This window comes from Lewinella sp. 4G2, assembly GCF_001625015.1.
Lineage (GTDB): Bacteria > Bacteroidota > Bacteroidia > Chitinophagales > Saprospiraceae > Neolewinella.
The window spans coordinates 2,437,830-2,450,421 of record NZ_LVWJ02000014.1 but is presented as its reverse complement, the minus strand read 5'-3'; the positions used below and the strand labels follow the sequence as shown (position 1 = coordinate 2,450,421).

Sequence of the window (12,592 nt, the reverse complement as noted above, 5' to 3'; positions counted from 1 at the left end):
CGTAGAGCTAATGCGTCTGGTCAAAGATCTCAATCGTGCTCAGGATCAGGACCAAATCCGTATAAAACTGACGAATCAACTGAAAGTCCAGGTTGGATTTCCAAAAGCTGGGTTCCAGCAAATCGTAGTCGTGCGCGACTCCAATAAATAGGTCCTGGTTATCCACCGCAAAGAACAAGTCGTTAGGCTGAGACCGGGCGAAACGCACCATGGCGTCCTGCATCGGCGGCGTAAGAATGCCCGCTACGTGCGTGCCGGGCTTGGCGTAGACGGCAAATAGGTCCCGGAAAACCGGATTCATCACCTCAATATCCGCGGGCCGGCCCTTCTCCATTACGTATTCGTCCACGACGCGTTTGAGGGAGCGGAGTTTGTCCCGTGGCCACACCGCGATGCGGCCCAGCGTCCGTTCGCCGAAGATGGCATGGACAAAAAGCCCACTGAAGACGATCTCCATCCGGTTGGAGGCCGCGCTGATCTCCCGGACGTAGGCCTCCCCCATTTCAAAAGCCATCTCGCCAACCATGCCTTGAACGTAGTCCTCGGCGTGGTACAGATCCGGTGTGGGCCGGAAGAGCCCGGACTTTTCGAAGCGATCCTGGCTGATCGCCTTATTCGGGTCGTAGCTCAGCTTTTGGTAGTTGGGCGTATCGTTTAGGAAGGCCAGCAATAGATTGACGATAGCGGGCTTGAAGGCCTGCCGAAATTTTTCGGCGCGGAAGTAGAGCGTCCCCAGGTAGAACAGGATTGGTAGACCCAGCGTCAGCACCAGAAAACCAAGGTCCAGCACCAAAAACAAGGTCACCACGCCAATCGCTGCCAGGATGGAAATAATGATCCCCCTGACCAACCGCTTCCGTAAATGCTCCAGCCGCAGCAGCTCCGGCCGGATGGTCGTGTTGTAATAGAGCCTCAGCTCGTCGATACGGGGGACTGCTTGCAAGATCAATGGTCAGGTCTGCGACGAAGGTAGCCACTCCACCGCTTTATCGGGGGGCGCGACCAACCCGCCGCCACTGGGAGTCGTCCTTGCTCCGTAGCGATACTTCTCCACGCGAATTTCATTTGCTAATTCGTTAATCCTTACCTTTGCGCGCTAAATGAAATTCAAGCACCTCCTCCTTCTTTGTTTCCTGGCCGTGGTCACCCTCGGCTGTAAGTCAGAATTCGAGACGATCCGCACCAGCGGCAATCCCGAAACCACGCTGGCCAAGGCAAACGAGTACTTCGACGCCGAAGAGTACGGCAAGGCCCAGACCTTGTACGAGCTCACCATTGCGCCCTACCGGGGCACGGCCGAAGCGGAACAGATTGCTTACCGCTACGCTTACACGTATTACTACACCGAGCAGTACGTCCTGGCGAGCTACTACTTCAAGAACTTTGTTACCACCTACGGCGGAAGCCCACTCAAGGAAGAAGCAGATTTTATGGCTGCCTACTCCAACTATAAGCTGAGCCCCATTTACCGGTTAGACCAGAGCTACTCCGTAAAGGCCATCGAAGGCTTCGAAGAGTTCGCCAATCGCTATCCTCAGAGCGAACGCCTCACGGAAGCCAACCGCCTCATCGATGAGATGCGAGCCAAGATGGAAGAAAAGGATTTTGAATCCGCCAAACTGTACATGGACATTGGGCGTTATGAAGCGGCGCAACGAAGTTTCGAGAACGTTCTTAAGGACTATCCCGAAACCAAGCGCGGCGAAGAAATTCGTTACCTAATGGCCATCAGCCAGTACGAATACGCTAACCGCAGCTTCCTGGAACGCCAGCGCGAACGCTTCGCCAAGGACGTTGTACTTATTGAAAACTTCCTGGGTAGGTACCCCGATAGCGAATACGCTCCGGAACTACGAACCCTCCTCCAGAAAGATAAAGCAAGACTAAAAGAACTCGAAAATGTCAGATATTAAAGCACGTGCCCAGGGACTCAGCGCCGACGTTGCCGCCCGGGACATCCACCAACTGGTAGAAAATACGGGTAACATCTACGAAACCCTTGCCATCGTCAGCCGACGGGGCCGCCAACTTTCCGTGGACCTCAAGCACGAGCTCGACCAGAAATTGGAAGAGTTCGCCGAAGTTACCGACACCATCGAAGAAGTAGTCGAGAACAAGGAGCAGATTGAGATCTCCAAGTTCTACGAAAAACTACCCAACCCCGTCCTGATCGCCATGCGCGAATATCTCGACGGTGAACTCTACAACCGGTACAACAACCGGGAGGACGAGGATGAAGAAGTTTAAGTCGCTGCGCTCGATTGGCGATTCTTGAATCTCGATTGGCGATTCTTGATTTAGCTGCCGCACGGCTCCGTCTGTACGGTTTGTGTTATTAGCACAAGTCGGAGATACTATTAAGCCAAACGACTTCACGCCATCTACAAGATACCTGGCTACGGGAGGCACTTCGCTTTCCGTAGCTTTGTTATTTATACTCACCAACTTATGTCCTTAGCCGGCAAGAAGATCATTCTCGGGGTATCCGGGTCCATTGCTGCCTACAAGGCGGCGCTGATCGTGCGCGGTTTGGTGAAGGCCGGGGCGGAGGTCAAAGTCCTCATGACCCGGGCGGCCACTGATTTTATCTCCCCCCTCACGCTGGCTACGCTATCTAAAAATGACGTGACTACCTCCGTCCACGACGGGGAGAGTTGGAACAACCACGTTGAGTTGGGTCTGTGGGCCGATGCGATGCTGATCTCACCCGCCACGGCAACTACGCTGGGTAAAATGGCTTCGGCTATCTGCGACAACGCCATCGTCGCCGTCTACCTCTCCGCCCGCTGCCCCGTTTTCTTTGCCCCGGCGATGGATCTGGACATGTGGGCTCACCCCGCTACCCAGCGTAACGTCGAGCTCCTTAAAGCCTACGGAAACCACCTAATTGACGTCGGTGACGGAGAACTCGCCTCGGGCCTATCCGGTGCCGGACGTTTGGCGGAGCCGGAAGACATCCTCCAAATCCTGAGCGATCATTTCGCTGATCCGGGCGCTGCCGCAGGTGCCGATGGAAGGGTAGGAGCACAGGAAATTGGTAAAGGACTGAGCGTAAACGCAGAACCAGCACCCCAAACCGACCAACTACCCCAAGACCTGGCCGGCAAACGTATCCTCATCACCGCCGGGCCAACTTACGAAGACCTGGACCCCGTCCGCTACCTCGGCAACCGCAGTACCGGACGGATGGGCATCGCCCTGGCCGACGCCGCCACCCAACGAGGCGCGCGGGTAGATCTCGTGCTCGGGCCCACTACCCTATCCGCTACGGAGGAGGGCGTCAACGTGATCCCAGTCCGTACGGCAAGGGAGATGCACGCCGCCAGCGTGGCCCTTTGGCATAAAGCAGATGCCGCCGTCCTCGCCGCCGCCGTGGCGGACTACCGGCCCCGTTCAACGGCCACCCAAAAGATCAAGAAGAAGGATGGCCCACTGCGGCTGGAACTCGTCCGCAACCCTGACATCGCCGCGGAATTAGGGGAAGACAAAAAGGCCCACCAACGGCTAGTCGGGTTTGCCCTCGAAACCGACAACGGCATTGAAAACGCCCGCCGCAAACTCAGCAGTAAGCACCTCGACTTCATTGTCCTGAACTCTCCATCGGAAGAAGGAACCGGCTTCGGTCATACCACCAACCGCGTCCAATTCGTTACGAAAGAGGACGTCCAAGATTTTGAGCTTAAGCCCAAAACTGAAGTGGCTACGGATATCCTGAACGCTCTCGTTGAACTACTTTAGTTTTGCCCCCATCAACGTGTAAAATCACCCCTGATATGACCAAGTCTACCTTTTTGTTACGGATGCTTCCGGTGGTTTTTCTTGCCCTCCTCCTCGGCACCCGCGGCAGCGCCCAGAGCGAAATTGAGTGGGACGTGACGTTGAATACTGACCAGATCACCCAAACGGACAAATCCCAACTGCAAGCCCTGGAGCGAGACCTGGTGACCTTCCTCAACGGGCAGACCTGGACGAACGACCGCTTCCAGGAAGATGAGCGTATTCAGGCCATTATGTTTCTAACGCTGCGGGAACAGGTGCAGGAATCAAATAAAGGTAGTGGCGCCGCCGTACCCATCCCGAACGCTTTCACCGGCACCCTGGCCATCCAGACCGTACGGCCGATCTACGGCGTGCCGGACGTGACCCCGATTTTCAACACCCAGGATAAGAACATCACTTTTACCTACCGCCAGGGCGAAGGGATACTTTTCTCGGAGCAGACCTACCTGAGTAACCTGGGCAGTATCATGGCCTTTTACTGCTACATCGTACTTGGTTTGGATTACGATACTTTTTCTCCAATGGGCGGCGAGAAATACTTCCTGAAAGCCCAGGAAGTGTACAACCTCCTACCAGCTAACCTAACTCAGATCTCCAAGGGCGACAAGGGCTGGCGACCAACGGAGCGGGCGCGGAACCGCTACACGCTGATGAATGACATCCTGAACCCTCAGATGCTACCGATGCGGCGCGCGTACTATACCTACCACCGCCTGGGGCTCGACCTGATGAGCACCGACATTGTAAGTGGCCGGAACAACGTGACGCTGGCGATTGAAGACGCTCAGAAGGCAAATGCTTCTAACCCGAACAGCGTCTACGCCCAGGCCTTTACCGACGCGAAACGGCAGGAGATCATCGAGATCTACAAGGGCGCTACGGGCGTGGAACAGAATACGGTGATTACCGCGATGTCCCGAATCGACCCCGCCAAATCGAGCGCCTACCGGGCAATTCGCTACAAAGGCCCTCGCCGGGCCCCACGCTCCCCTAGCCGGGCTCCATCGACGCGGAACAGAGGCGGTGTGCAATAATTTCTTCCGCGTCAAACTCCCCATCGAACGAACGTTCCTCTTTCCTCGTGATGGAGCTGGCGGCGGGTACTTCGTGGTTAGCCACCGCTGCTAACACGGAGGGGTGGATGTAATATTTACGGCAAACACTGACGGTATTTCCGAGATATTCGGCGACGCGCTCGACGACCCGAAGGTCCATACGCTCCGGTAAATCATCTGCTCCCCGTTCGGCCTGGACCTCCCAGAAGTAGAAAACCGCCGCGGCCGTGCCCGCCCAGGTCCGGAAATACTTGCTACTGAAGCGGGGGCCGAGGAGTTCGTGGACAAGCTCGTTCACGTCGCCACTATCGATGTTGCTCATCGTGCCGTCAGCATCCCAGTAGCGGAAGATCTCGTAGCCGGGTAATTCACTGACTTCGTTGATGAGCTTGATGAGCTTGGGGTCTTCCAGGTCCACTTCCCGGTCGATGCCACTCTTGCCTACGTATTCGAAGTGTAGGCCGTCGTTATCGGTGTGGAGGTGTTTGCGGCGCAGCGTCGTTAGCCCGGTGGTTCCGTTGCGGCGTTGGTAGGAGGCGTTGCCGACGCGCATGCCGGTTTCGTCCATCAGGGCGAGCGCCAGGGCGATGACCCGTTCGCGGTGCCAGCCGTGGGTCTTATCCGCGAGCTTACTTCGGAGGAGGCGGCGGGCGGCGGGCAGAGCGGTGGCAAATTCCACCAATTTATTGAACTTATTGAGTTGCTGGTAGGCCATCCAGTCCGGATGGTAGCGGTACTGCTTCCGGCCGGCATCGTCGCGGCCGGTACTGAGGAGGTGACCGTTTTCTTTGGGGCAGATCCAGACTTCGGTCCAGGCCGGGGGGATGGCGAGGCTGTCTAGGCGGTCGTGAATCAGCTTATCGGTGATGCGGGTACCGTCTTCTTTGAAATAGTCAAAACCACCCTTCTTCTTGGTGGTGCGCGTCCAACCCGGGCGATCGTCCGGGTAGTGGATCAGGTTGGGTAAGTCTTCGTACTTATCCGCATTCGTAATGTCGATCCCCATGATTGCACACTGTTGGTTCTGCTTAGTGCAAGCTGGGCGGGGTAAAATTGTTTACGGGTGCATTTTGTGATGCGCTCCGTGGGCGTGATGGCCGTTGCTCGGGCCGGAAATGCCCGGCGTAAGGGTCGAGAGGATGAGCGGAGGCCGGGTTAGCCTTCTTCTGCTTTGATCTGATCGATGCGATCGAAAATGCCTGCTAATAACCCGGCGGGGGGTGCTGGTAGGGGCAAATTTTTCTTGATGAAAACCTTGAAGGAGCGAAGGTCTTCAAGTTCCTGGGTAGCGGGGTTTATGGATAGGTTCAGGGTGTCAGGGCAGTCTTCCGTGGGTTCCGGCTCGCGGTCGGCGACTTCGGGTTGGGGGCGGGGATGTTTTTTGGGCGAGAATCTATTTGAATAGGCCATGACGTGGATAATTGAAGGCGGTTAGTGATGGGATGAATGGGAAGCAGAGCGCTTCCTTATTTATGCGAAAAATGCCACCCCGCGCGCCTGTTGCGTGGGGTGGCATTGAATGTTTGGGCTTCCGTCAACCAAGGTTCCGTGTATTCACGATCCCGTAGGTGTCCTCAGCGTACACGGATAGTTGCTTGATGAGCGCAATCCGGGCCCGGCGGGTAGTGGACTTTACGGTATTCAGGTTGAGGTCCATGGCTTCGGCGATGTCCTTTTCCGAGAAGTCGTACAGGTCGGCCATGATGATGATGGCGCGCTGGTCGTCCCGCAGAAGGGCCATTGCTTTTACGATGGGGTCAGAGAAATCACGCTCCATGGCGCCGGCAATTCGCAGGTCGGAGAAGCCGCTCATGGAGTGGCTTTCGTCGCGGCGGTTGTACGCTACCCGCTCGTCGAGCTCCGTTTCGCCCCGGCGGGACTTTTTACGGTAGTCGTTTACGAACAGGTTGTGGGCAACGCGGAAGAGCCAGGCTCGGGCGTTGGTACCGGGTTCGTAATGCTCGATTTTGAGGTAAGCACGGGCGAAGGTTTCCTGGCTGAGGTCGGCCGCATCATTCCCGTTGCCACACATGCGGGCAAGGAAAGAGTAGACGGCCTTGTAGTGGCCAAGCATTTCAGTTTCGAAGATTCGCTCGCGGATATTGCGTGCCATAGTTAAGCCCCGATGGGGAATGTACCGGCTTGAAAAATGAAGAGATTTAATTAAAAACCAGCGGGCGTTCCCGTCGTGCTTTTATTTTCCTTCCGGCTTTACCCAGCGCTACGGCGAACGTAGTTAGGTAAGGTTTACGTGATTGGTTGTTGGTGGGTAAATGTCGGGGCAAATCCGAGAAGTTGCGGCCGGGTAAAAAATTTTATTCTTTTTTTCGATTCTGGGCTTTAGTGAAGAAGTATCGGAGGAATTAATCCTGATCAGGGCGCTCGCGCAGGTGCCAGGTAATTGGACGGGAAGCGCTAACAAATGACCCCACCATACACTTTAAGAGGGTGTACCTTGCGCTCACTCCCCTACCCTAACCCGACCGATGCCCACCATCAAAAGAATCCAACCGCTGCTCGCTGATGCCTTCTTCATTGTAGTGGGAGTGGCGTGCGCGGCCTTTGGGCTGGAAGGTTTCCTCTTGCCTAACGATTTCATCGACGGTGGCGTGACCGGGGTGGCGCTCCTGCTGGTACAGACGCTGGGCTTGCCCCTTTCTCTACTGCTGGTACTGCTAAATCTCCCCTTTCTGTTCCTCGCCCGACAGGTGATTGGAAAACGCTTTGCCGCTAAGACCGCCGTAGCCATCGTCCTTTTGGCCATCGTCGTTTTTTTCGTGGAGTTCCCCATTCTGACGAACGATAAGCTCCTCATTTCCATCTTCGGCGGTTTCTTCCTGGGTACGGGGATCGGATTATCCATGCGCGGCGGTAGTGTGCTGGATGGGACGGAAGTACTCGCCATCTTCCTCAGCCGGAAGATCGGGGCGAAGGTGAGTGACTGGGTGATCCTCATCAACCTGCTCATCTTTCTGGCGGCGGCCTTTACGCTGAGCGTGGAGCAAGCGATGTATTCCCTCATCACCTACGTCGTCGCTTCCAAGGCACTGGACTTCATCATTGACGGGGTGGAAGAATACACTGGGGTGACGATCATCAGCCAGCAGAATGAGGCCATCCGCCAGGCGCTGATCGATGAAGTGAAGTGCGGCGTCACCGTCTACAAGGGCCAGGGAGGCTTTGGGGCGACGGGTGGCCGGGAGCATACCCACGACGTGCTGTACGTGGTCATCACCCGGCTGGAGATTCGTAAGCTTACGCTGGTGGTGCAGAAGATCGATCCGAAGGCGTTCATGGTGTTCTCCAGTATCTCGGATGTCCATGGGGGGATGGTGAAGAAGCGGCGGGTGTAGGGCTTGCGTTCTGGGATTGGTCCATCACTTTTCGTTGCCTATAGTTTCTTGCCACTTTGCTTGGCACCTGCGCGAGCGCCCAAAACTGACGTATAAGCGCCCTACTGTAATTGGTGAACATTATTCCTCACCCAACCACTTCGTAAAGGCTTCCAGCTCTTCTGGATGTTCTTCCAGCCACTTGGCGGCGTCTTCGTTGCCACCCTGAAGCGTGAAGTAGATGAGGGCTTCGGAGTGGCCGTTGGCAAATACGCCGCCGAAAAAGGGTGCGTAGAAATCGTACCAAATATTGCCGTTGCCGTCCTCATCCTCAAGGCTTTCGAATAGGAAGGTGCTGGTATTGACGAAGCGTTCCAGGTCGGTTTGGTCCTCCCCGCCGTCGAGTTCTTCCATGCCCTTAAGCTTCGCCTGTTTCATGGCCAGGATCAGGTCCAGGGCCGCAAAGCCTCCCGCCAGGCTACCCGTGGAGATATTGAGCTGAATGCCATCTTCCTGCTTATTGATGCCTCCCGCTAGGGCGTTGACCAGCAGGGAGCGCCCCTGCTCCGAGCGCGGCGATTCTGGCTCAAGCAATAAGAAGAAGTAGGCGGCCATGGCCGTCTGCGCCCGGCTCCCCTTATCAGCGTGGATGGTGGCCAGCAGAAAGTGGGAGGAGGCGTGGGAGAAATTATCGTCGATGGCGAGGATGAAGTTGGCTTCAGCCGCTTCCCTATCGCCCGCCCGGAACTGCGCAAGGCCGAGATTGAACCGCAATAGATAATCTTCTCCCAAGCGCTCGAGCGCTTCTTCGTAGGTCTTGGTCGCCTTCTTTGTCTTGCCCAGGTCATCCAGCGAATTGGCCTTTACGAGGTAAGCATTCAGCCGGTATTCCTGATCAGCCTTCAGGATCTTGTCGGCGTATTTGATGGCCTGCTTGTGTTGGTGATCCGTACTATAACTAAGGGCAATCTCGTAGTTGATGAGTTGGTTGTCCGGTTGCAACTTAGCGGCTGCCTCGTACTTCTTAATGGCCGCGGCGTAATTACCCGCGTCGTGAAGATCAATACCCTGTTGAATCAAGGAGTCGGCCGAAATCTGAGCGGTTGCGGCGGCTGACGTGAATAAAATGAGCAGGGTAAAAAAGGTGTTTTTCATAACTGGTGGGTAACGGTTCAACAATCGAGATGACAAGATAAACAGAGATGGCGCACCGAGGACGCGGAAGCAGGCAAACAAAAAGCAAAGCCAAACCTTACTACCTCCATGCGCTACAACAAATTTGGAACCACCGGATTCGACATCTCAAAGATCACCCTCGGCACGATGACCTGGGGCAAACAAAACACCGAAGGCGAAGGCCACGAGCAGATGGACTACGCCATTGAGGCGGGCATCAACGCTTTCGACACGGCCGAGCTCTACGCCATCCCCAGCACCGCCGAAGTGCAGGGGGAGACGGAACGGATCATCGGTACCTGGTTCAACGCAACCGGAATGCGCGATCAGGTTTTCCTGGCCAGCAAAGTCGCCGGCCCGGCCACGTGGGCGAGCCACATTCGCAATAATAACCTAGGCTTCAAGCGCGACCAGATCGACGAGGCACTGGGCTTAAGCCTCGACCGACTCCAGACGGACTACCTCGACCTCTACCAACTGCACTGGCCCGCCCGGAAGGCGAACTACTTTGGGAAACGGGGCGTCCACACGATAAGCAACGACGAGTGGGAGGATAACTTCCTCGCCGTCCTGGAATCCATGCAGGACCTGATCCAGCAGGGCACCATCAAGCACTGGGGGCTGAGCAACGAGACGCCCTGGGGCGTAATGCGGATCCTGCACCTGGCGGACGTGCACGGGCTACCCCGCCCCGTCAGTATTCAGAACCCCTACAGTTTACTCTCCCGCGGCTTTGAAGTAGGACTCGCGGAAGTGTGTCTGCGGGAAAACATCGCCGGCTTCCCCTACTCCCCCCTCGGGATGGGCCGCCTGACCGGGAAGTACCTCGACGGAACGGCGAACGCATCCTCACGACTTAACCGCTTCAGCCAGTACACCCGCTACAACAGCGAAGCGTCCCTACTGGCGACTAAAGCTTATGCAGACATCGCTAGGCGCCACGGGCTGAACTTTACCCAGATGTCGCTGGCCTTTGTAAATGACCGGGATTTCAACCAGTCCACCATCATTGGGGCAACCTCGTTAGCGCAATTGAAACAAAACATCGAGAGTGCGGAGCTTACCCTTTCGAAGGATGTCTTGCGTGAGATTGAAAGTGTGCAAGCACAGTATCCGGACCCAGCGGTTTAGACTTTACTGCATTAGGCGCGAGTTGACGGCCTGCTTTAATGATGGGGGATTCGCGTCCGGCCAGCAAATACCGAAACTCTCCCCGCATCAACATCCCTACTTAGTCGGGTCGTAACCCCAATTTTTGAGGCTGTAGGCCCAGTCCGTATCGGTGACGTCGCCGTCGGGGCGCTGGGCGGTGTGGCGGTTGATGTAGCCCACCACTTTATTCATGTGGTCGTAGTCGTCCTGCGTAAGGTCGGCCTTCTTCTTGCGTTTGATCCTTACGATCTTTCGGCCGGATTTATGGCCGACGGACTCTCCCTTCCCGTCCGTTTTTTGGCCGACGGATTTGGACTCCTCCGTATCCAACCACTCCTCCAATTCCTTGGGTTGCATATTGACGGCGTCGTAAAAGTTTTCGTAGATGTCCTGGTTCGATTTATCAGCCATGGCTTTTTATTTGGTATAACTGTGTCGGTGCCGTGGCGTGTTCATTTATGGGTTTTCCGCACTGCTAATTGTTTGGGATGATTAGAACGAGAATAGGTTTTGGCCAATAGTGAAACGTCTACCTATTTACCGGCATTCAGGTAACGAGAATGGCAAAATCGGTAGTTATACCTGAATCAAAGTGGTTTGGAAATTTATCGCTTGTTCTTTCCGCGTCTACCGTCGTTAGAAAATTGAACCGTCCCGATTAAATCGGGATGCTTAAATTTTCTGCCTAGGTAGACACGGAAATAACGTCGCGCTAATCTCCCCACCACGAAGGAGCAGCGTAGCTAAACCACCTCGTTTCAGGTATACAATAATTTCCTCTAGCCGTGTCTTACCTTGTTATTTCGAATCAGTATTCAACCTCCGCCCATGGCCAACAAATACGAAATCACCAATGAACTGGGCTCCCTCAAGATCACCCGTAAGTGGTGGTCCAAAAGCGCCATTTTCTTCGTGTTCTTTTCTCTGTTCTGGAATGGCATCGTCCTGGTCTTCCTCCTGAGTGGCGCGGGGTGGATGATTGGCATCCACTTACTGGTCGGCATCTTCATCGGCTGGTATACCCTGGCAACGGTACTTAACACCACAGCGATTGAGGCCAGCCCGCGGGAACTCAGTATTGAGCACGGCCCCCTCCCCTGGCCATTCCAGCCCAACCGCCACCTGACTACCCAGTCGGTAAAGCAACTGTACGTGGACAAGAGCAGCGTCCGCATCAATAACCAGACCACCTACCACCTGATCGCGAAACTGGACACCGGCGCCCAGGTCAAACTACTGACCAACCAACAGGACCGGGAGATGCTGACCCAGCTGGAAACCGCCATCGAAAGCCACCTCAACATTGAGAACGACGTCAACGTCGGGTACCAGGAAGCCAAGTTGGATCAGCTCGACCTGGAACAACTCAACGAGCACATGGAAAAGCTGGAACCCATCATGAAGTGGCTCCCCAAAAGCATGGTCCGTAACATCGAGGAAGCCAGGCAGAAGGCCATGCAGCAAAATAAGTCCGAACGCAACTTCAGCGACTCCCCCCGCCCGCCATTTAATCCGCCCCGTAAGAAGGGAGGGCTACGGAAGAATATTCCCGCAAGCCAACCGGAAAGACAAGGTGGAAAAGATCTGTACGTCGCCGAAAACCCCATCAACTTCCCCCTCTACGCCAGCCGGGAAGGCACCGCCGTCCACTGGAAGGGAGCCGCCTGGACGGTCGAACGAACCGCCCAGATCGACTTCGTGGACACCGACATCCCCACCGGCCGCATGATCGAACTGGTCCAGCGCCAGCAACCAAACGAACGCACTTACGTCTACGCCCAGGAAGACCATAACCGTTGGAACTACGCCGAAGAGCGCCGTCTCGACGATGAGGAAGTGGCCGCCCTCGGCTTCACGGAAACCTCCATCTCCGCCTACCCCATGAAGTTGGAAAACGGTGACGACCGCTACTACCCCCGCAGCGAACAGGTGGGGACGCTCTTCGCCGGCAGCCAGGCAACCCAGGTGAAGCAGTACCTCTACTTTACCGTAGGTACGTCCACGCAATTCCGCGCCCTGTTACCGGAGGGTGGCAACTGGCAAGTGTACGTCCAGGAAGTAGTGGATGCCGGGGACTTTTCCGGTAGCCATCCGTAG

Annotated in this window: 13 protein-coding genes; 7 read left to right on the top strand and 6 right to left on the bottom strand. The window is 55.8% G+C overall.

Annotated elements, in window-relative coordinates; translation table 11 throughout:
- Positions 1–7: 7 nt before the first annotated feature.
- Entirely contained in the window at positions 8–943 is a 936-nt protein-coding gene (locus tag A3850_RS10425) for a DUF3137 domain-containing protein (RefSeq protein ID WP_157501058.1), read from the bottom strand.
- Positions 944–1,100: 157 nt separating this feature from the next.
- Here A3850_RS10425 and A3850_RS10420 point away from each other — a divergent pair, with 157 nt between their 5' ends.
- The 4 genes from A3850_RS10420 (at position 1,101) to A3850_RS10405 (ending at position 4,814) form a co-directional block, all read left to right on the top strand.
- The gene (locus A3850_RS10420) at positions 1,101–1,913 is read left to right on the top strand and encodes an outer membrane protein assembly factor BamD (RefSeq protein ID WP_068216258.1); all 813 of its coding nucleotides are present in this window, start codon (positions 1,101–1,103) and stop codon (positions 1,911–1,913) included.
- Positions 1,900–2,247: a DNA-directed RNA polymerase subunit omega gene (locus A3850_RS10415; protein WP_068216256.1), complete on the top strand. Its 348-nt coding sequence runs from the start codon at positions 1,900–1,902 to the stop codon at positions 2,245–2,247. The genes A3850_RS10420 and A3850_RS10415 overlap by 14 nt, the downstream gene beginning before the upstream one ends.
- A gap of 201 nt (positions 2,248–2,448) precedes the next feature.
- Complete coding sequence (locus A3850_RS10410) at positions 2,449–3,738, top strand: phosphopantothenate--cysteine ligase family flavoprotein (protein WP_068216254.1); 1,290 nt, start codon at positions 2,449–2,451, stop codon at positions 3,736–3,738.
- Between the two features lie 35 nt (positions 3,739–3,773).
- On the top strand, positions 3,774–4,814 hold the full coding sequence (locus tag A3850_RS10405) for a DUF4835 family protein (protein WP_082921747.1): 1,041 nt from the start codon (positions 3,774–3,776) through the stop codon (positions 4,812–4,814).
- Here the strand turns inward: A3850_RS10405 and A3850_RS10400 are convergent.
- The 3 genes from A3850_RS10400 to A3850_RS10390 all read right to left on the bottom strand — a co-directional run bounded on the left by A3850_RS10400 (position 4,771) and on the right by A3850_RS10390 (position 6,948).
- Entirely contained in the window at positions 4,771–5,841 is a 1,071-nt protein-coding gene (locus A3850_RS10400) for a DNA topoisomerase IB (RefSeq protein WP_068216250.1), read from the bottom strand. The genes A3850_RS10405 and A3850_RS10400 overlap by 44 nt on opposite strands.
- 149 nt (positions 5,842–5,990) lie before the next feature.
- The gene (locus A3850_RS10395; RefSeq protein WP_068216248.1) at positions 5,991–6,245 is read right to left on the bottom strand and encodes a hypothetical protein; all 255 of its coding nucleotides are present in this window, start codon (positions 6,243–6,245) and stop codon (positions 5,991–5,993) included.
- A gap of 124 nt (positions 6,246–6,369) precedes the next feature.
- Complete coding sequence (locus A3850_RS10390) at positions 6,370–6,948, bottom strand: sigma-70 family RNA polymerase sigma factor (protein ID WP_068216246.1); 579 nt, start codon at positions 6,946–6,948, stop codon at positions 6,370–6,372.
- 373 nt (positions 6,949–7,321) lie between these two features.
- On the opposite strand from A3850_RS10390, the gene A3850_RS10385 reads away from it, so the two are divergent.
- Positions 7,322–8,188: a YitT family protein gene (locus A3850_RS10385; RefSeq protein WP_068216245.1), complete on the top strand. Its 867-nt coding sequence runs from the start codon at positions 7,322–7,324 to the stop codon at positions 8,186–8,188.
- Positions 8,189–8,308: 120 nt separating this feature from the next.
- Here the strand turns inward: A3850_RS10385 and A3850_RS10380 are convergent, their stop codons facing one another.
- Positions 8,309–9,322 carry a tetratricopeptide repeat protein gene (locus A3850_RS10380; protein WP_068216243.1) on the bottom strand — a complete coding sequence of 338 codons (1,014 nt, stop codon included), beginning with the start codon at positions 9,320–9,322 and terminating at the stop codon, positions 8,309–8,311.
- A gap of 108 nt (positions 9,323–9,430) precedes the next feature.
- Between A3850_RS10380 and A3850_RS10375 the strand changes: the two genes are divergently transcribed.
- Positions 9,431–10,474 carry an aldo/keto reductase gene (locus A3850_RS10375; protein WP_068216241.1) on the top strand — a complete coding sequence of 348 codons (1,044 nt, stop codon included), beginning with the start codon at positions 9,431–9,433 and terminating at the stop codon, positions 10,472–10,474.
- 96 nt (positions 10,475–10,570) lie between these two features.
- On the opposite strand, the gene A3850_RS10370 is transcribed toward A3850_RS10375, so the two are convergent.
- Positions 10,571–10,906, bottom strand: coding sequence for a DUF3140 domain-containing protein (locus A3850_RS10370; RefSeq protein ID WP_068216239.1), 336 nt, complete (start codon positions 10,904–10,906; stop codon positions 10,571–10,573).
- A gap of 417 nt (positions 10,907–11,323) precedes the next feature.
- Here A3850_RS10370 and A3850_RS10365 point away from each other — a divergent pair, with 417 nt between their 5' ends.
- On the top strand, positions 11,324–12,592 hold the full coding sequence (locus A3850_RS10365; RefSeq protein ID WP_068216237.1) for a hypothetical protein: 1,269 nt from the start codon (positions 11,324–11,326) through the stop codon (positions 12,590–12,592).